General features: G+C 33.0%; 21 protein-coding genes. 15 read left to right on the top strand and 6 right to left on the bottom strand.

Annotation, left to right across the window (positions count from 1 at the left end; translation table 11 throughout):
- The first annotated feature begins 109 nt into the window (after window positions 1-109).
- Window positions 110-1,528 (top strand): undecaprenyl-phosphate glucose phosphotransferase, encoded by a 1,419-nt coding sequence (locus WN975_RS13490; protein ID WP_337966995.1) that lies wholly within the window; start codon window positions 110-112, stop codon window positions 1,526-1,528.
- Here the strand turns inward: WN975_RS13490 and WN975_RS13485 are convergent.
- The gene (locus WN975_RS13485) at window positions 1,522-2,262 is read right to left on the bottom strand and encodes a histidinol phosphatase (protein WP_337966994.1); all 741 of its coding nucleotides are present in this window, start codon (window positions 2,260-2,262) and stop codon (window positions 1,522-1,524) included. The genes WN975_RS13490 and WN975_RS13485 overlap by 7 nt on opposite strands.
- Before the next feature lie 148 nt (window positions 2,263-2,410).
- Here WN975_RS13485 and WN975_RS13480 point away from each other — a divergent pair, with 148 nt between their 5' ends.
- Window positions 2,411-3,601, top strand: coding sequence for a DUF5009 domain-containing protein (locus WN975_RS13480; protein ID WP_337966993.1), 1,191 nt, complete (start codon window positions 2,411-2,413; stop codon window positions 3,599-3,601).
- Window positions 3,602-3,768: 167 nt separating this feature from the next.
- Here WN975_RS13480 and WN975_RS13475 read toward each other — a convergent pair whose 3' ends face one another.
- Entirely contained in the window at window positions 3,769-4,170 is a 402-nt protein-coding gene (locus tag WN975_RS13475; RefSeq protein ID WP_337966992.1) for a hypothetical protein, read from the bottom strand.
- A 4-nt stretch (window positions 4,171-4,174) separates the two neighbouring features.
- On the bottom strand, window positions 4,175-4,768 hold the full coding sequence (locus tag WN975_RS13470) for a hypothetical protein (protein ID WP_337966991.1): 594 nt from the start codon (window positions 4,766-4,768) through the stop codon (window positions 4,175-4,177).
- Window positions 4,769-4,919: 151 nt separating this feature from the next.
- Between WN975_RS13470 and WN975_RS13465 the strand changes: the two genes are divergently transcribed.
- From WN975_RS13465 to ftsY, 11 genes are all read left to right on the top strand, one after another.
- The gene (locus WN975_RS13465) at window positions 4,920-6,092 is read left to right on the top strand and encodes a BamA/TamA family outer membrane protein (RefSeq protein ID WP_337966990.1); all 1,173 of its coding nucleotides are present in this window, start codon (window positions 4,920-4,922) and stop codon (window positions 6,090-6,092) included.
- 30 nt (window positions 6,093-6,122) lie between these two features.
- Complete coding sequence (locus WN975_RS13460; protein ID WP_337966989.1) at window positions 6,123-7,286, top strand: glycosyltransferase family 2 protein; 1,164 nt, start codon at window positions 6,123-6,125, stop codon at window positions 7,284-7,286.
- Window positions 7,287-7,370: 84 nt separating this feature from the next.
- Complete coding sequence (locus WN975_RS13455) at window positions 7,371-8,699, top strand: dihydrolipoamide acetyltransferase family protein (protein ID WP_337966988.1); 1,329 nt, start codon at window positions 7,371-7,373, stop codon at window positions 8,697-8,699.
- Window positions 8,700-8,916: 217 nt separating this feature from the next.
- A complete protein-coding gene (locus WN975_RS13450) occupies window positions 8,917-9,687 on the top strand; it encodes a 3'-5' exonuclease (protein WP_337966987.1) in 771 nt (256 codons plus the stop codon).
- 92 nt (window positions 9,688-9,779) lie between these two features.
- Complete coding sequence (locus WN975_RS13445) at window positions 9,780-10,391, top strand: fumarylacetoacetate hydrolase family protein (protein WP_337966986.1); 612 nt, start codon at window positions 9,780-9,782, stop codon at window positions 10,389-10,391.
- On the top strand, window positions 10,391-10,735 hold the full coding sequence (locus tag WN975_RS13440) for an Hpt domain-containing protein (protein WP_089350788.1): 345 nt from the start codon (window positions 10,391-10,393) through the stop codon (window positions 10,733-10,735). The genes WN975_RS13445 and WN975_RS13440 overlap by 1 nt, the downstream gene beginning before the upstream one ends.
- A 217-nt stretch (window positions 10,736-10,952) precedes the next feature.
- Window positions 10,953-12,206, top strand: coding sequence for a CinA family nicotinamide mononucleotide deamidase-related protein (locus WN975_RS13435; protein ID WP_337966985.1), 1,254 nt, complete (start codon window positions 10,953-10,955; stop codon window positions 12,204-12,206).
- A 71-nt stretch (window positions 12,207-12,277) separates the two neighbouring features.
- Window positions 12,278-12,514, top strand: coding sequence for a 50S ribosomal protein L28 (gene rpmB / locus WN975_RS13430; RefSeq protein ID WP_008468080.1), 237 nt, complete (start codon window positions 12,278-12,280; stop codon window positions 12,512-12,514).
- A 27-nt stretch (window positions 12,515-12,541) separates the two neighbouring features.
- On the top strand, window positions 12,542-12,724 hold the full coding sequence (gene rpmG, locus WN975_RS13425) for a 50S ribosomal protein L33 (protein WP_017495179.1): 183 nt from the start codon (window positions 12,542-12,544) through the stop codon (window positions 12,722-12,724).
- Between the two features lie 72 nt (window positions 12,725-12,796).
- Window positions 12,797-12,949: a DUF4295 domain-containing protein gene (locus WN975_RS13420; RefSeq protein WP_008468081.1), complete on the top strand. Its 153-nt coding sequence runs from the start codon at window positions 12,797-12,799 to the stop codon at window positions 12,947-12,949.
- A 169-nt stretch (window positions 12,950-13,118) separates the two neighbouring features.
- Window positions 13,119-14,072, top strand: a complete 954-nt coding sequence (gene ftsY, locus WN975_RS13415; protein WP_121329247.1) for a signal recognition particle-docking protein FtsY — start codon at window positions 13,119-13,121, stop codon at window positions 14,070-14,072.
- 320 nt (window positions 14,073-14,392) lie between these two features.
- On the opposite strand, the gene WN975_RS13410 is transcribed toward ftsY, so the two are convergent.
- Window positions 14,393-15,457: a serine hydrolase gene (locus WN975_RS13410; RefSeq protein WP_337966984.1), complete on the bottom strand. Its 1,065-nt coding sequence runs from the start codon at window positions 15,455-15,457 to the stop codon at window positions 14,393-14,395.
- 264 nt (window positions 15,458-15,721) lie between these two features.
- Between WN975_RS13410 and WN975_RS13405 the strand changes: the two genes are divergently transcribed.
- Both WN975_RS13405 and WN975_RS13400 read left to right on the top strand, forming a co-directional pair.
- A complete protein-coding gene (locus tag WN975_RS13405) occupies window positions 15,722-16,162 on the top strand; it encodes a hypothetical protein (protein ID WP_337966983.1) in 441 nt (146 codons plus the stop codon).
- The gene (locus WN975_RS13400; protein WP_055095563.1) at window positions 16,143-16,439 is read left to right on the top strand and encodes a DUF721 domain-containing protein; all 297 of its coding nucleotides are present in this window, start codon (window positions 16,143-16,145) and stop codon (window positions 16,437-16,439) included. The genes WN975_RS13405 and WN975_RS13400 overlap by 20 nt, the downstream gene beginning before the upstream one ends.
- A 134-nt stretch (window positions 16,440-16,573) precedes the next feature.
- Here the strand turns inward: WN975_RS13400 and WN975_RS13395 are convergent, their stop codons facing one another.
- Together WN975_RS13395 and WN975_RS13390 are read right to left on the bottom strand one after the other, a co-directional pair.
- Window positions 16,574-16,993, bottom strand: a complete 420-nt coding sequence (locus tag WN975_RS13395) for a nucleoside-diphosphate kinase (RefSeq protein WP_065451312.1) — start codon at window positions 16,991-16,993, stop codon at window positions 16,574-16,576.
- Window positions 16,994-17,224: 231 nt separating this feature from the next.
- Window positions 17,225-18,496, bottom strand: coding sequence for a DUF5009 domain-containing protein (locus WN975_RS13390; RefSeq protein WP_337966982.1), 1,272 nt, complete (start codon window positions 18,494-18,496; stop codon window positions 17,225-17,227).
- Between the last annotated feature and the right edge of the window lie 146 nt (window positions 18,497-18,642).

Raw genomic sequence — 18,642 nt, 5'->3', positions numbered from 1 at the left:
TTTTAAAGAATAGATTCTAAATAGTACAGAAAAATCTAATTAAAATATTATTTTGCAGTGCTAAATTTTTAATTAATTTTTAGTCTAAAATTAAGCATAAAACCTCAGTATGAAAATCTTACAAAAACTATCACATTATCGTTTCTCGCGCTATTTTAAGCTTTTGTTTGTTTTAGTAGATTTAGTATTGTTGAATCTTGCTACAATTTTGTCTGCATACGCCAGATTTGGAAGTTTGGATAAACTTTTGTCAAAAGAAGAAAGAGTAGTTTCGTTATTAGCAATTTTAATTTGGATAGTATTATTGCTTCAAAACGATTCAAACCGAAGCATTCGAGTAGAACCAATAGAATCGATATTATTCAGAACCATAAAAAAGCTGCTCATTCATGCTGCTTTAATCTCAATATTTGTGGTGTACTTGAAATACGTAGATATTTCGAGACTTAGGTTGTTCTTTTTCTACATGATTTTCTTTGTATTATTGATGGTTTCCCGTTATTTCTCCATGAAACTTTTAAAATATATTAGAGCCAAAGGATATAATTTTAAGACTTTTATTGTGGTTGGCGCTAATGAATCCGGAGAGAAAATCCGAAAAATATTAGCAAAAGATCTAACTTACGGATACAAATTTCTAGGTTTTTTTGATGAAAATATAAATGCTTCAATTGTTAATCCTGCTTCAGTTTTGGGAGGTTTTAATGCTATTCGGCAGTTTGTTACCGAGAAAAAAATAGATGAAATGTATGTGTCATTACATATCGATAATATCGAAATTATTAATGAACTGACGAGAATTTGCGAACAGAATATGGTTCGAATTAAGTTTATTCCTGATTTTCAATTGTACACAAAATCAAGTAAAGTTGAGGTTGCTTTTTATGAAAATACGCCAGTATTAATGTTTCGCACAGAACCTTTGGAACTTGTGGTAAACAGACTTGTAAAAAAAGCTTTTGATATTGTTTTTTCGGTTTCTGTGATTTTATTGATATTTCCGTGGTTGTTTCCTATTATAATGTTGATTATTAAAATAGAATCGCCGGGACCAATATTTTTTAAACAAGAAAGATCAGGCCGCGATAATAGAACTTTTATGTGTTTTAAATTCAGAAGTATGTATGTTAATGGTTTGGCACACAAGAAACAAGCCGAAAAAGGAGATAGCCGAATTACTAAATTTGGAGCTTTTATTCGTAAAACAAGCATTGACGAATTGCCTCAGTTTTTTAATGTTTTTTATGGCGATATGTCCGTAGTTGGACCAAGACCACATATGGTAAATCTGGCTAAAGAATACAGTGATTTAATCAATAATTATTTAGTGCGTCAATATGCTAAACCCGGAATTACAGGTTGGGCGCAAGTGAACGGTTATCGCGGTGAAACTAAAGTTTTGAGCGATATGGAAAGCAGAGTAGAATATGATATCTGGTATATCGAAAATTGGAGTTTATTACTAGATGTGAAAATCATCGTAAAAACGATTATCAATATTTTTAAAGGCGAAGAAAACGCTTATTGATTAGATTTAAAAAATTGATTATTGTTAATTACTTCTTTTAGATTCGAAATACTTTTTACTTTAATTCTGTTTCCAAAAGAGTTAATATGTCTCATGTGGTGAGCATCAGTTCCTGCAAAATCATACATTCCTTTTTTAAGAAGTTCGTCGGCAGTTTTGGATATTTCACTTCCATAATAACCAACTGTAGACAATAAATTCAACTGAAAAAGACAACCTGCTTTTTTTAGTTTTTCGTATTCGTTAAAATTTTTATGATAGAATGTATAGCGTTCCGGATGTGCCAAAACTGGAATGTAACCTGCAACTTGCAAATCAAATAATATTTTATACAATCGGATAGGAGCGTTCAGATATGACATTTCTACCAATACATAATTGTCTTTTAGCGTAAGAAGTTTTTCGGAGTGAAAATGACTTTCAAACCAATCATCCATCAAATATTCAGCAGCAGTTTCAAAAGGAATTTGAAGATTATTTTCTTCGGCTAGAACAATCGTTTCTTTATAATTGTCTAAAATAGTTTCTTGAGAATTTTTCCAAATATGGCTAATATGCGGAGTTGTAGTAAATTGCGAAAAGCCCATTTCCTGAAAAGCTTTTATAAGTTTAATACTTGCAGTACTATTTTTTGCACCATCGTCAATACCTGGCAATAAATGGGAATGAATGTCAACAAAACCTTCAGGAATAAGGTCTTTTAAATATAACTTGGGTTTAAAGAATGATAACATGGCGCAAAAGTAAAAAAATGAAAAGGATTTTTAATGAAATTACTCAGAGGATTTATTTAAAACGATTTATTGAGAATTTGTTACAGAAACCTAATTTGACATTTCATCCATTAGTTTATATTTGTTATTATCAATACGATGAAATTTTATGAAAATTAAAGAAAATTTATACAATCAAAGGATTATTTCGATAGATGCTTTGCGCGGAATTACCATTTTTATAATGATTTTTGTAAATGAGCTCGCAAGTATTACACAAGTGCCACAATGGATGAAACATATGCCTGCAGACGCAGATGCAATGACTTTTGTTGATGTGGTTTTTCCGGCCTTTTTATTTATTGTCGGGATGTCGATTCCGTTTGCTTTCAATGCCAGATTATTAAAAGGAGATAGCGCTAAAACAATTTGGACACATACCTTAAAAAGAGCTTTGGCTTTAATTATTATTGGTGTTTTTATGGTCAATGCCGAATACGGTTATGATGCAACAAAAATGATTATTCAACCTGTATTTTGGGGACTTTTGGCTTATTTCATGCCGATTCCAATTTGGAATAAATATGCGAAAGACTTTCCGGTTTGGTTAAAAAATACACTTCAATATGGCGGAATGCTTGTTTTGGTAGCGCTATATTTTTTATACGTTCAGGATACCGGCGAAATTGGAATGACGCCAAAATGGTGGGGAATTCTGGGATTAATAGGTTGGGCGTATTTAATTACGGTAGTCTATTATTGGTTAGTTTCTGGAAGATTATGGGCTATGATTGCGTTTTTGATCGTTTGTGTCATCGCCAATTCAGTTAATTTGACTGAAGGATCTGTAATACAGCAAACATCTTGGTTAAGTTTTATTGCCGGACATTTAACACATGCTTCATTAGTAAGTGCCGGAGTTGTGATTTCGCTATTGTTTTTTGATCGAAAAGTAACTCCGAAAATCAATTGGGCAGTTATAGGTTTTGCTGTTTTGTTTTTTGTGACAGGATATTTATTAAGACCTTATTTCGGAATTTCAAAAATAAAAGGAACACCATCTTGGACCATGTTTTCGGCAACAATTTGTACCGTATTATTCTATTTTCTTTATTGGTTAATGGAGATTAAAAAACAAACAAAATGGAGTAATTTCTTCATGCCCGCAGCAGCAAATCCTTTATTGATTTATATTTTGCCGGGCGTAATTTATTATTTCTGTAAAGCTTTTAACATTCATATTATTCCGGGTTATTTCCGTGTAGGAGTTCCGGGAATTATTTGGTCATTAGTTTTCTCAACAATAATGTTGTTTGTAATGAAATTATGCAACAAATATAAAATTCAGCTGCATTTGTAAGGATTGTTTAACCGCAAAGTTCACAAAGATTTTCGCAAAGTTCGCAAAGTTTTAAACACAAAGCTTTGCGAACTTTGCGTTTGCTAAACGTAATCTAAGAGAAAAAACTTTTGCGAACTTTGCGGTTAAATAATCTCATTTCAACCTGAAACCTGAAACAAATTTTTTCACCTCACACGTTTAAAAGCAATTGGTCCAGTTCGTTTTTTATTGTCGACAAAAGTTCCTTCTAGCGTATTTCCGTCTTCGGATAATTTTAAAGTATGCGTTCCCGCGGTTGCCCAACCTTCAATTGGCAATGTCACCGTTACAGTATAAGTAATTGTATTTCCGGTTCTTTTTCCGGTGCCGCTTTCTACGAATTTCTGTCCTTTCCATTCCAGATAATGCGAGAAAATAACCTTTCCGTTTTGTTCCGATATAATGGCAACTGCATTTTGAACGCCCGGATTTATATCTTCCCAAACACCATTAATGTCGATTTTTGAAACAGCAGATTTATTTTGGCTATAGCCAAAATTTGAAAAGAATACAGCAACGAAAAGGATAAATAAAAGTCTTGTTTTCATGTTTTTAAATTTGGACTATAACTGATTTTATTTCTAAAAATGCTCCCGAAACCGGATTGTAATTCACAAAATTGAATTTACAAAGATTATGAATATTTAAAGGTTTTCCGTTTGGTAAACCATCTTGTTTAAAATTTGACCACGGAATTTTAATTGTGTTCAATTTTTTTGGAGAAGCCGGAATATCAACTCTCGGATGTGAACCGCCATGTACACAACCAGTTCCTTCTGGATTTCCTTCTCTGGCTTGTAATTTTATAAGATGTGAAGATCTATAAGTTATAGTGACGAATTTCGAATTATCAGATAAGTTTGTCGGAATGCCATCATTTGAATCTGATGCCGTAATCATGACATTTAATTCTATTTCTCCAACAGGATTATCTTTTGCTGTTACTCTGATAATTTCTTCTTTTTCCCGAATAGCATTAATTGTTTCCTGATTTTCTTTGGTTGGACCGGCAATATACCAAGTAGAAGATTTTACAAGATTTCGGTCTGAATCTAAATCATGCTGAATAAATCCAAAACCTGATGTAAAAAAGAGTGTCAATAGCAAAAGAAATGAATCAATTAGAATCAGAATTCTGTTTTTCATGGAAAACTATTTTTGTTCAAAATCAAAAATATAGTTTTTTACGATTCGTTTTAGTTTTTCTTTTTTTATTCTTTTTAAAATAGACGGCTGTTTTAAATTAAATTTTAAATTTGTAAGAAGTTGTTTCTGAAAACCTTACGAAATGAAAAGTATGAAATCACTAATTATTTTATTTTTCCTTTTTCTTACGCCATTTTGTTATTCACAGAATGATACCATTTCGAATAGTAAAAAAGATATTTTAGATGTTTTGTATAAACTATTCCATAAAAATGATTCCGTAAGAGTAAATTCAGACAAAAAAGTGGCTTTTTCATTGCTTCCCGTTCCCATAGATGCAAATAAAAATGCGGGATTGGTCGTTTCTTTTTTAACTACATTTTATCTGGGCGATAGTAATACTACCAAAATGTCTCAGGTTTCTTTTTCGCCTTATTTCAGTTTTACCAAGCAATATGTTTTTCCCATTCAATCCTATATTTATACAAGAGACGACAAATGGAATTTTATTGGAGATTATCGGTATATGATTTATCCTCAGGATACTTATGGTTTAGGCGGACATAATACAGACAAAAAAATGTCAACGTTAGATTATCAGCAATGGCGTTTTTATCAGTTTGCAACCCGAAAAATAATAGGTAATTTCAGAATTGGATTAGGTTTGTTACTGGATAATTATCAAAATATTTCTGAAGAATCATATATCGATGATCAAACCGATTATTATAAATATATGAACGGCGATTATTCAGATGAAAATTCTTTTGGAATCGCTGTTCAGGGACTTTATGATTCTCGAAAAAACAACGTAAATCCGGAACAGGGAATTTATATAGAAGCCGATTATAGAATAAACACAACCGGAGTCGACGGAAAAAAATGGAATTCTATTTATTTTGATGCCCGAAAATACCATTCGTTTAGCAAATACAAACATCGCGTTTTGGCTTATCGGGCTTTTTATTGGTCAACTTTTGGCGGAAAGCCGCATTATCTCGATTTGCCAAGTATTGGTTGGGATCGTGATGGAAAAACAGGTCGGGGTTTTACCAGAAATAGATTCCGAAGCAATGCATTGATGTATTTTGAAACAGAATATCGAACTGATATTTCCAAAAACGGATTTTGGGGCGCTGTATTTTTTACTAATATTTCCTCAGTTTCAAAGTTGGATACTTACGATTTTAAAAAATGGAATCCTGCAGCTGGAGCCGGTTTGCGTATTAAATGGAACAAGCAAAACAATAGTAATTTGGTGCTTGATTTTGGAGTTAGTAAAAACGATTGGTCATTGCGATTGGGTTTAGCCGAAAATTTCTAACTTTCGAAAAAATCAATTCCTATATTTTTCATGCAATTATCGGTAATTATTCTTAATTATAATGTGCGTTACTTCTTGGAGCAATGTGTTTTAAGTGTTCAGGAAGCGATTTCGACACTTGATGCTGAAATTATTGTTATTGATAATAATTCGTCAGACGAGAGTTGTTTGATGATGAAAAATAAGTTTCCGAACGTAAAATTAATTGAAAACGCCTCTAATTTTGGTTTTCCAAAAGGAAATAATATTGGAGTTTCTCAAGCGAGCGGAAAATACGTTTGCATTCTAAATCCCGATACAGTTGTTGCTGAAGATGCTTTTGTCAAGATTTTGGCTTTCGCCGAAAGGCAAACAGATTTGGGAATTATAGGTTGTAAATTAATTGACGGAACAGGAGAATTTCTGCCCGAAAGCAAACGCGGAATTCCAACGCCGTGGATTGCTTTTACAAAGATTTTTGGCTTATATAAGATCTTTCCAAAAAGTAAACTTTTCAATCAATATTATGCGCAACATTTAGGCGAAAATGAAACCGGAAAAGTCGATATTTTAGTTGGAGCTTTTATGTTTTTGAAACGCAATTTATATCAGGAATTAGAAGGTTTTGATGAAGATTGTTTTATGTATGCTGATGATATTGATTTGTCGTATCGTGTTTTACAAAAACAAAAGGTGAATCTCTATTTTCATGAAACTACAGTTTTACATTATAAAGGAGAAAGTACGGTAAAAGACGAAAAGTATATGAAACGTTTTCAGGAAGCGATGAATTTCTTTTATCAAAAGCATTTTAAGAAATCGTGGTTTTTTGAGTTTTTTATTCAAATTGGTATTTGGTTTTTCTCTTTTGTAAAAATGTTTCAGGGAAAAGTTAAGTCAAAACCTTTGCCTGAAAGTGTCGTTTTTTATTCTTCAAATAAAATTTTGTCTGAAAAATTACCTTCTATTTTAAAAAATAAAGTGTTCTTTTTGGATTTAAAAAAAGAAAAAATGGTAAATTCGTGCCTACTTTTTAAGGGTAAAAGAGGAGAGATTATTTTGGATAATCACTATGTTTCATTCAAAAAATGTATCAAAATGATAGAAACTCTTAAAGATAAGAACATTACTTTTAAGATTTTCCCCAAAAACACCAATTTTATTATTGGAAGCAATTCCCGAAATGACAGAGGCCAAATTATAAAAATTGAGTAAAAAATTATATTAAGTGTAATTTATATTTAAAATATTCAGTAATTTCGCAATCACAAAATCAAAATCATCCTTTAGATTAACAATATGGCAAGATTTGAATTAAAGCTTCCTAAAATGGGAGAAAGTGTCGCTGAAGCAACCATTACCAACTGGTTGAAAGAAGTTGGAGACAAAATTGAAGCTGATGAAGCAGTACTTGAAATTGCAACTGATAAGGTTGATAGTGAAGTACCAAGCGAAGTATCGGGGATTTTAGTTGAACAATTATTCGGTAAAGATGATTTAGTTCAGGTAGGACAAACTATTGCAATTATTGAGACAGAAGGTGATGCGCCAACTGCAAAAGTAACTGAAGAAGTTTCTGCTCCGACTGAAGCAGCAGAGATTGAAAAAACAATTGAAGTTGCTAAAGAAACTGTCACTGCTCCACAAGATTTCTCAGGATCCGATAAATTCTTTTCTCCATTAGTAAAAAATATTGCAAAAGAAGAAGGTATTTCTGTTGCTGAATTAGAAAATATTGCTGGTTCAGGAAAAGACGGTCGAGTAACAAAAGAAGATATCTTTAAATATATTGAAAACCGTAAATCGGGTGTTGTAGAAGCTCCAAAAGCTGTAGTTCCTACGCCAAAAGCAGCAGAACCTGTAGTTCAGGCAGCTCCGGTTCAAAAAAGCCAGCAAGCGGTTCCGGTTTCTGTAAATGGAGGTGATGAAATCATCGAAATGGACAGAATGCGTAAACTGATTTCTGGATATATGGTGGCTTCGGTACAAACTTCTGCTCACGTACAATCGTTTATTGAGGTTGATGTGACGAATATTGTAAAATGGAGAGAAAAAGTAAAAACTGCTTTCGAGAAAAGAGAAGGTGAGAAGTTGACTTTTACGCCAATTATGATGGAAGCGGTTGCAAAAGCGTTAAAAGATTTCCCGGGAATGAACATTTCTGTAGATGGTGATTATATCATCAAAAAGAAAAATATAAATTTAGGAATGGCTGCGGCTTTACCAAACGGAAATTTAATTGTTCCTGTAATTAAAAATGCAGATCAGTTAAACCTTGTTGGAATGGCAAAAGCGGTTAATGATTTAGGAAACCGTGCAAAAGCCGGAAAGCTAAAACCAGACGATACACAAGGCGGAACTTATACAGTTACAAATGTGGGTACTTTTGGCAGTGTTTTTGGAACGCCAATTATCAATCAGCCACAAGTTGGAATTCTTGCTCTTGGAGCGATTCGTAAAGTGCCTGCAGTGATTGAAACTCCGGAAGGTGATTTTATCGGAATCCGTCAAAAAATGTTCTTATCGCATTCTTACGATCATAGAGTTGTTGACGGTGCTTTGGGCGGAAGTTTTGTAAAACGTGTAGCCGAATATTTAGAAGCTTTTGATGTAGACAGAGATTTCTAAAATCAGAATAAAAATAAATTCAAACCCTGAAAATTTTAATAATTTTCAGGGTTTTTTCTTTTGTAAGAAAAGGTTAAGAAATGAATGTGAGCTCAGTTTAAGAGTAATTTTAAAAGTTAAAATATCGAAATCGAACCCATTTTTGTTTAAAAAAATCAAGAATAAAAGGGAAAATTCGGCTTTAAAAATTACATTTGTAATCTTATAAAAATTAAAAATGGAACTCAAACTCAACAAACCAATTTGCTTTTTTGATCTTGAAACAACCGGAATTGATATCGGTAAAGATCGAATAGTAGAAATTTCGATATTCAAAGTTTTTCCAAACGGAAATAAAGAAAGTAAAACCTGGTTGGTGAATCCAACGATTCCAATTCCGCCGCAAACCACCGCTGTTCATGGTATCACAGATGAAAAAGTAGCAAACGAACCTACTTTTGCAGAATTGGCACCGCAAGTTCATAATATGATTAAGGATAGTGATTTAGGTGGATTTAATTCAGATCGTTTCGATATTCCGTTGCTTGCAGAAGAATTGCTTCGTGCCGGAGTTGATTTTGATATGAAGAATAAAGTTTCAGTAGATGTGCAAACTATTTTTCATAAAATGGAAGAGCGTACTTTAAGTGCTGCATTGAAATTTTATTGCGGAAAAAGTCTTGAAAACGCCCATTCAGCAGAAGCTGATACAATGGCAACATACGAAATCTTAAAAGCGCAATTAGATCGTTATCCGGAATTGGAAAACGATATGAAATCATTGTCCGAATTTACAACCCGTAAAAAAATCGCTGATTTTGCCGGAATGATTGCTTTTGATAAAGACAACGAAGAGATTTTTACCTTCGGAAAACATAAAGGAGCCAAAGTTGACAAAGTATTAGAGACAGAGCCCGGATATTTCAGCTGGATTCAAAATGCTGATTTCCCTTTGTACACTAAGAAAGTTTTGACGGCAATAAAATTAAGAAAGTTAAATACTAAATAAGGTTCTAAGTCGCTAAGGTTCTAAGATGCTAAGTTTTTTGCATAGTTTCTTAGAACCTTAGTAGCTTAGCAACTTAGCAACTTACAAAAGAAATGAAGATCATCTGTATCGGTAGAAATTATACCAATCATATTGAGGAATTAAAAAACGAGCGACCAACGGAACCTGTAGTTTTTATGAAACCGGATTCGGCAGTTTTGTTGAAGCAACATCCGTTTGTAATTCCAGAATTTTCTGAAGAAATTCATCACGAAATAGAGATAATTGTTAAAATTAACAAAGTAGGGAAGTACATCGAACCTAAATTTGCTCATAAGTATTATGATGAAATAAGTGTAGGTATCGATTTTACAGCCAGAGATTTACAAGATAAATTGAAGGCGAAAGGATTGCCTTGGGAGAAAGCAAAAGCGTTTGATGGCTCAGCAGTCATTGGAGATTTTGTTCCAAAAAACGATTTTGTTTCTATGGAAAATCTTACATTTGAGTTAACAAATAATTCTAAAACAGTTCAAAAAGGAAATACAAGCTTCATGCTTTGGAAAATTGATGAACTGGTTTCTTATGTATCTCAATATTTTACATTAAAAATAGGAGATATTATTTTTACAGGAACACCGGAAGGAGTTGCTGCAGTTAAACCAAATGATGTTTTAGAAGGCTTTTTAGAAGATAAAAAATTATTCAGAATACAAGTAAAATAATGGCTTTAAAGTACAACCTTTCGAAAGTATATGCGCTTTCAGACAACGATCCTGAATTTGTAAACGAAATTCTAAAACTATTTGTTACCGAAGTTCCCGAAGATTTAAAACAAATCAAAGAAGGAATTAAGAAAAAGGATCATAAATATGCTTACTCATATGCCCACAAAATAAAACCTACGTTAGATTTAATGGGGTTAAATGTGGCTTTTGAGGAAATTCTTCAGGTTGAAGCCTGGACAAAAGCAGAAGGCAAGAAAAAAGAAATTGTCGAAACTTTTAAAAGCATTAAATTGCAGGTAAAAGAGGCAATAAAAGAAATTAAAAAAGACTTTGATTTGTAAGATATGGGCGTGACTCTATTTTTGTCCTTCATAAAATCAGGTCAAAAATAGAGTCGGGTTATACACTATATCTTTTGTTCCGGAAAATTTTGTAAAACGAGCACTTTTCGTTTGTCACAAAAGGATGCCGTTTCTACCCCTCACGCAAAATCGTTGCGACAACAACCTTCTTTATAATAATGACTTACAAAATTGTAAGTAAAAATATTCCACAGATATGAAAGCAACTATCATTACTATTGGAGATGAAATATTAATAGGTCAAATTGTAGATACAAACTCCGGTTTTATCGCAAAATCTCTAGACCGAATCGGAGTTGAAGTCCATGAAATGATTTCGATTAGCGACGATAAAAAACACATTTTAGACACATTTGCCCAGTTACAAAACAAAGTCGATGTTGTAATTGTGACCGGAGGTTTAGGGCCAACGAAAGACGATGTTACCAAGAAAACTTTCTGTGATTATTTTGACGACGAATTAGTTGTTAATCCCGAAGTTTTGGCACATGTAACAGAATTGATTGAAGGATTTTATAAAAGACCAATTTCACAATTAAATAAAGATCAGGCATTAGTTCCTTCAAAATGTACCGTTTTGCACAATAAAATGGGAACGGCGCCAGGAATGTGGATGAGGAAAGAAAACACAGTCTTTGTTTCGCTTCCGGGAGTTCCGTATGAAATGAAATATCTGGTCGAAGAAGAAATAATTCCTAAGATAGTTCGCGAATATAAACGTCCGTATATCATTCATAAAACCATTTTGACTTACGGTCAGGGCGAGAGTTTAGTTGCAGAACGTATCGAAGATTGGGAAAATAATTTGCCTGAGTTTATCAAACTCGCTTATTTGCCAAATCCCGGCAGAGTTCGTTTACGTTTGTCTGCCAGAGGAACAAATAAAGAAGAATTAGAAGAAGCTATTGAAGCGAATGTAAAATCATTAGATGCTATCATTCATGATATTATAGTTGGTTACGAAGAAAATGAAACGATAGAATCAGTAGTTGGAAAAATTTTAACCAAACAAGGTAAAACCATTTCAACAGCCGAAAGTTTTACCGGAGGAAAAATTGCTTCGCTTTTGTCTGCTATTCCGGGAGCTTCAAATTATTTTAAAGGCAGTGTTGTTTCCTACGCAACAGAGGCTAAGGTTAATGTTCTCGGTGTCTCGCAGGATTTAGTAGATAAATTTACTGTAGTTAGCGCAGAGGTTGCGTCGGCTATGGCTTTGAATGTGAAAGAGATACTTAAAACGGACTATGCAATTGCGACAACTGGGAACGCCGGACCGACAAAAGGAGACTCAGATGCAGAAATTGGAGCTGTTTTTATCGCTTTGGCTACTCCAACTGGTATAATTGTAGAAGAATTTAACTTTGGGCAACCACGTGAAAAAGTGATAGATAGAGCGACGATTAAGAGTTTAGAAATATTACAAAAAGAAATTTTAAAAATTGTGCGATAATTTTTTGTTTCAATCGTTTATTTTTCTTTTCTTTGCACCCTGATTTTGAATAACGATAAAAGATAAGTATAATGTCAAGAGTTTGTGACCTTACAGGTAAAAGAGCGATGGTAGGAAATAACGTTTCTCACGCTATGAACAAAACTAAGAGAAAGTTTTCTGTAAACTTAGTTAAAAAGCGTTTTTATCTTCCAGAAGAAGATAGATGGATTACTCTTAGAGTAGCAGCATCTACGATAAAAACAATTAATAAAAATGGAATCACTGCGGTTTTGAAAAAAGCTCAGTCAGAAGGATTTATCAAATAATCTTTTCCTAAATAAATATATAGCAAGATGGCAAAGAAAGGTAATAGAATCCAGGTAATTTTAGAATGTACTGAGCACAAGACTTCTGGTGTAGCAGGAACTTCTAGATATATTACAACTAAGAACAAAAAAAATACTCCGGATAGATTAGAGATTAAAAAATTTAATCCAATCTTGAAACGCGTAACTGTTCACAAAGAAATTAAGTAATAATTAGAGCTTTTATAGTGCTCGGTGGTTTTGCCATTAGAGTTTTATAAAACTTCAAATAACATTTGAATCATGGCAAAGAAAACCGTAGCATCGTTACAAACATCTTCTAAGAGATTATCAAAAGCCATCAAAATGGTGAAATCTCCTAAAACTGGTGCATATACATTCGTAGAATCTATTATGGCTCCTGAAGAAGTTGATGAATTCTTGAAAAAGAAATAATTACAATCACATTATATAGAAAAGCTACTTTCATTCGGAAGTAGCTTTTTTATTTTTTATATTTGTCTAAAATTTAAAGAAGCATGCGTAATTTCGGGTTTCTTTAGATATTAAAGATTAAATAGATTGGAAAATCGAATTAATCTAAAAAACTAACAATCTATAAAAAATGAGTTTTTTTAAAAAATTATTCTCTACTGATAAAAAAGAGACTTTGGACAAAGGTCTTGAAAAATCAAAAACTACCTTTTTCTCAAAGTTAAGTAAAGCCGTTGCTGGTAAATCTAAAGTCGATGACGATGTTTTGGATGATCTGGAAGAAATTCTGGTTGCTTCTGATGTTGGTGTAAATACAACTCTGAAAGTAATTTCAAGAATTGAAAAACGTGTTGCTGAAGACAAATATTTAGGAACAGAGGAGTTGAACCAAATCCTTCGTGAAGAAATAGGAGCTTTATTATCTGAAACGAACACTGGTGAAGCAACAGAATTTGAAATTCCAAAAGATAAAAAACCATATGTTTTAATGGTGGTTGGTGTCAATGGAGTTGGTAAAACAACTACAATTGGTAAACTGGCTTATCAGTTTAAGAAAGCGGGTTATAATGTGGTTTTGGGAGCTGCGGATACTTTTCGTGCTGCTGCTATTGATCAATTGCAAGTTTGGGCAGATCGTGTAGGTGTGCCAATCGTAAGGCAAAATATGGGAAGTGATCCTGCTTCTGTAGCTTTCGATACATTACAATCTGCTGTGGCTCAAAATGCCGATGTAGTAATTATAGATACTGCCGGACGTTTGCATAATAAAATCAATTTGATGAACGAACTTACCAAAGTAAAACGTGTAATGCAAAAAGTCGTTGCTGATGCTCCCCATGATGTACTTTTGGTTTTGGATGGTTCTACTGGTCAAAATGCTTTTGAACAAGCGAAACAGTTTACTGCTGCTACTGAAGTAACTTCTCTTGCGGTAACCAAACTAGACGGAACTGCAAAAGGTGGTGTTGTAATTGGTATTTCAGATCAATTTCAAATTCCTGTGAAGTATATTGGTATTGGTGAAGGAATTGAAGATTTGCAAGTCTTTAATAAGTATGAGTTTGTGGATAGTTTTTTTAAATAATCTTTTAAGATAATTTCAATGAGTTTTTCTTCTTTAAAAAATATAACGCCAGTTAGTTTTTATTTTGCAAGTGTTATATGTTTTGTTTTGGCAAATGTATTAAAAGACAAAAGTTTGTCTATTTATTATGTTTTATTGATTGTAGGATTGGTTCTCTTTTTTATGGGAATGTTAAAGAGATTGCGCACTAAATAAGAAAATATTTTCTGTTTTATATATAAAGAAAAACTCATGTAGTCGTTGATTACATGAGTTTTTTTATTTCATTTAATAATTATAAAAAGCAATAATTTTAATTTGCTTAAAAAATGATTAGATTTTTATTGATACAAAGCGCTTATTTTTGTCCATAGTGTTTTGTCAAAATCTGATAAAGCAAGATTGGCATCGTCAGCGGCATCTCCCATTCTGATGATTACCATGTTTTTACTTGGAACAATATAGATTTTCTGATCATTTTTTCCTAATGCCATGAACATGTCATTTGGCGCAGTCGGAATTATACTTCCCTGAAATGTAAGTTGTGATTGTGGTAAATGATACGATGTTTTTCCGTTAAGCCACCATAAATACCCGTATCCCAAATTAATGTTTTGTGAAGTAGTTGTTGCTTCATTAAAATAAGCTTCGTTTAAAATTTGAGTATTATCCCATTTTCCTTTGTTAAGCATTAAAAGTCCAAATCGCGCCATACTTCTTGATGTACTGGTATAAACGCTATTAACGCCAAGTTGAACCCAATTACCGTCCATGCCAATTTTATCTCTCAACTTGGCATTGAAATATGTTGACCAGGTTTGTCCGCTTGCTTTTGCTATAACATCCTGTAGTTTTACATATACATTGTGATATGCCCAACGTTTTCCGGCGTCGGCTTTGTAGATTAAGCTTGCAGGATCGACATCGTCTGTACTGTCATCAAGCCCTGAGGTCATTGTAAGAAGGCTTTTGCAGGTGATTAAGTTTTCTTGTGCTAATGTTTCGCTTGTCCAGCCGGTTCCGATATATTGTGAAACTTTATTGTTGATGTTTAATAAGTTTTCTTGTTGTGCAATTCCGGTCATGGTTGACGTTAATGTTTTTCCTGCACTTGCCCAATACCAATTGTTAGTTGCGGAATGGCTATTGAAATAATTCTCCATTACAATTTGTCCATTTACTAGAATAATAAATGATTTAGAATGTTTGAGTTCTAAGTAATCTAAAAGTGGTTGAACGGCCGCTTGATTCCATTTTAGGTCTGTAAGGGACTTTGTTTTCCAAGTGTTTCCTGTTAATGGAGGGAAATACATACTTTCAGTTGGAGTTGGTGTTGTTTGAGTTGGGTCTGAACTGCATCCTGCAAATGCAAAGATTGTCAGGATTATACAAATTGTTTTAGTCATGGGTTTTTTGTTTTGGTTTAGGCTTTGACTAAAAATATGTAAAATAGTTTAATTGGTTTTGCATATTTTTATTTCTTTTGAGTTTTATAAGTTTAACTTTGTAGTTCGCAAAAATCTATTTAGAAAATTAGAGCCCTAGCCCTGATGGAAGCGGCATCCTTTTATGGCGGGGTTCGCCATAAAAGATATAGTGTACAGCAGGAAATAGCTCCTGATTCCTAATCTAAATAAGATTGAAATAATTGAATTTTAATATAATAAACTATGAAAAACACTTTTATAATTTTGGCTTTGTCACTCTTGTTTGTGAGTTGCAAGCAGGAAATTAAACCAGCAGATATTGCAAAACTTAATGGGTATTGGGAAATCGAAAAAGTGGTTTTTGATAAGGGTGAACAAAAGGATTATGGTGTGAATGAAAGCTTTGATTTTTTTGAAATTAAAAACAATAAAGGAATTCGAAAGAAAGTAATGCCGCAGTTTGATGGAACTTTTTTAACGAGTGATTCTTTTGAAAATGTTTCGGTTCGGTTTAAGGATGATCAGGTATTTTTAGATTACAAAACGGATTATGCAAAGTGGAGTGAGGAATTGATTTCGATTTCGGATAAGGAATTGGTGGTGAAAAATCAGGAGAAAAAAGAGTATCATTATAAAAAAGCAGGACCAATAAATTTATTAAACGATGGCAAAAAGACTAAATAATCAAAGTACGATTGGGGCTGTTTTGCAACAGATTATCCAGGTAAATAAATTACAGCCCGGAATGGATCAGATTGATGTAAAAGAGGCGTGGAGACAGTTGATGGGGAATGGTGTGAACACGTATACTAAAAATGTTGTGCTAAAAGGCAGTACGTTGTATGTTGAACTTGGATCGGCTGTTTTGAGGGAAGAATTAAGTCACGGAAAATCGAAAATCGTTAAGATGATTAATGAAGAATTAGGGCGTGACGTGGTGAAAGATGTAGTTTTACGTTAGACTAACTTAGATTTTAGATTATTATATATTAGATAAAAAAAACAAAACCCACTTCATTGAAGTGGGTTTTTGTATTTATTTGATTCTAAGAGATCTAAGTTAGTCTAAAATTCTAACTATCTAAGAAGTCTAAATTAGAATTGCTCTCTTCCAGCAAAGTGGAATGCACCTTCGATAGCAGCGTTTTCGTCGCTATCAGAACCGTGAACTGCATTTTCTCCAATAGAAGTTGCGTATGCTTTACGAATAGTTCCTTCTGCAGCTTCAGCTGGATTTGTAGCTCCAATTAAAGTTCTGAAATCTTCTACTGCGTTGTCTTTTTCTAAAATTGCAGCAACAATTGGTCCACGAGACATGAATTCAACTAATTCTCCGTAGAAAGGTCTTGCAGAGTGAACTGCGTAAAATGCTTGAGCATCAGCTACAGTTAATTGAGTTAATTTTAATGAAACGATTTTGAAACCTCCATTAGTAATCATTGCTAAGATATTACCGATGTGTCCGTTTTGAACTGCATCTGGCTTAATCATTGTAAAAGTTCTATTTGTTGCCATTTTATTGCTTATTTTTAATTTTGTGCAAAAGTATACTTTTTTTATGAATTGATTTTAATAAATTCATAATTAAACAGTAAGAAATAATGTTTTTATGATTTTTTTAAACCATATAAGTGATATAAGTTCATTTTAGTAAACTCTTTATGGGTTTGTATATAAAAAAATAAAGGCGCGCAAGTTTGCGCGCCCAGACTTATAATAGCTTATATCACTTATATGGTGAAAAATTTAGACTTTGAATATTAATTTGTTTTTATAGAAAATCCATAAAATAAAAGACCATATTCCTACATAAACTAAAGCTCCCGCTAATGAAGCCATCATTGGATTGCTAAAAAATGGTGCAATTCCGAAATGGTACAAATAGTTTAAAAGGTTGATTTGAGTTTCGGGATTTTCAGGATTTTTTAGTTGAACCATTACTAAGGCTTGCGGAATAATCTGAGAAAAGAAAAATACAATCATTGGATTTACTCCCCAGATTAAAAACAATTTGAATCCCTTTTTATAATCTGCAATGTCAATTATATAATATAGTATTGATAAAACTGTAGCTGCTAATCCTGTTGTGTATAAAACATAACTGCTTGTCCACAATGATTTATTTATTGGGAAAACTGTACTCCAGATTAAACCAACAATAATTAAAGCGATACCAGCAATAGCAATTTTTGTAGCTTTTTGGTTTTTGGATATTTCAAGTTGTAATACCTGACCAATTAACAAACCAATAATTCCGTTTACAATTGAAGGAAGTGTACTTAAAATTCCTTCGGGATCCCAGGTTATAGTTTCGCGATACATATGTCCTTTTAGTAAAACGCTGTCTAACCAAGAAGCTAGATTTGTACCTTTTTCTAAATTTGCTTCGCCAATTCCCGGAACTGGAATTAAGGTCATTATTGCCCAATAACTCAATAATAGGATTATTCCGGTGATGATTTGTGTTTTTTTACTTGTTTTTAAATACAAAAGAGAAACTACAAAGTATACAATTCCAATTCGTTGTAAAACGCCTGGTAAACGAACGCTTTCATAGGCTTCAATACCGCTATAAGCTAAAAAGAGATAGATAAACAGAATCGAAAAAGCCAATATATTTTTGACTTTAGAACTGAAATTTCCCATTAAGGCATAACCAACAGCAACGGTAATAATCAAACGACCAATAAGAAGTGGAATTCCGTCGAGTCCAAAAAGCTGAATTTTGGCAAAATAATTAAAGAAAATTCCAAGGCAGAACATTCGAAGAGAACGAACAAGAATTTTGTTGAAAGTTGTGTCGTCCCAAGTTTTAGTTGGCATTGCGAGAGGAACTGCAACTCCCATAATAAAGATAAAAAAAGGAAAAACTAAATCGGTTGGCGTGCAGCCATGCCATTCTGAATGTAATAAAGGTGCGTAAACGTGTCCCCAATCTCCGGGATTGTTTACAATAGTCATTAATAAAATTGTTAATCCTCTAAAGACATCCAAGGATATCAAGCGCTCTCTGGTCATAATTTTGGTAAATAGGTTAATTTTTTGTTTTTAAAAGTTACTATTTGGTTTAGAGAGGCAATAATCTTAGAAGAGGTGGTTATTTGTTTCTGAGAATTATTACTTTATTATTCATATTGATCCGCTTAATGGATTTTTTTACCACG

Origin of the sequence: uncultured Flavobacterium sp. (assembly GCF_951805225.1) — a bacterium.
Classification (GTDB): domain Bacteria; phylum Bacteroidota; class Bacteroidia; order Flavobacteriales; family Flavobacteriaceae; genus Flavobacterium.
The sequence above is the reverse complement of the archived record's forward strand: the minus strand, read 5'-3'. Positions and strand labels throughout refer to the sequence as shown.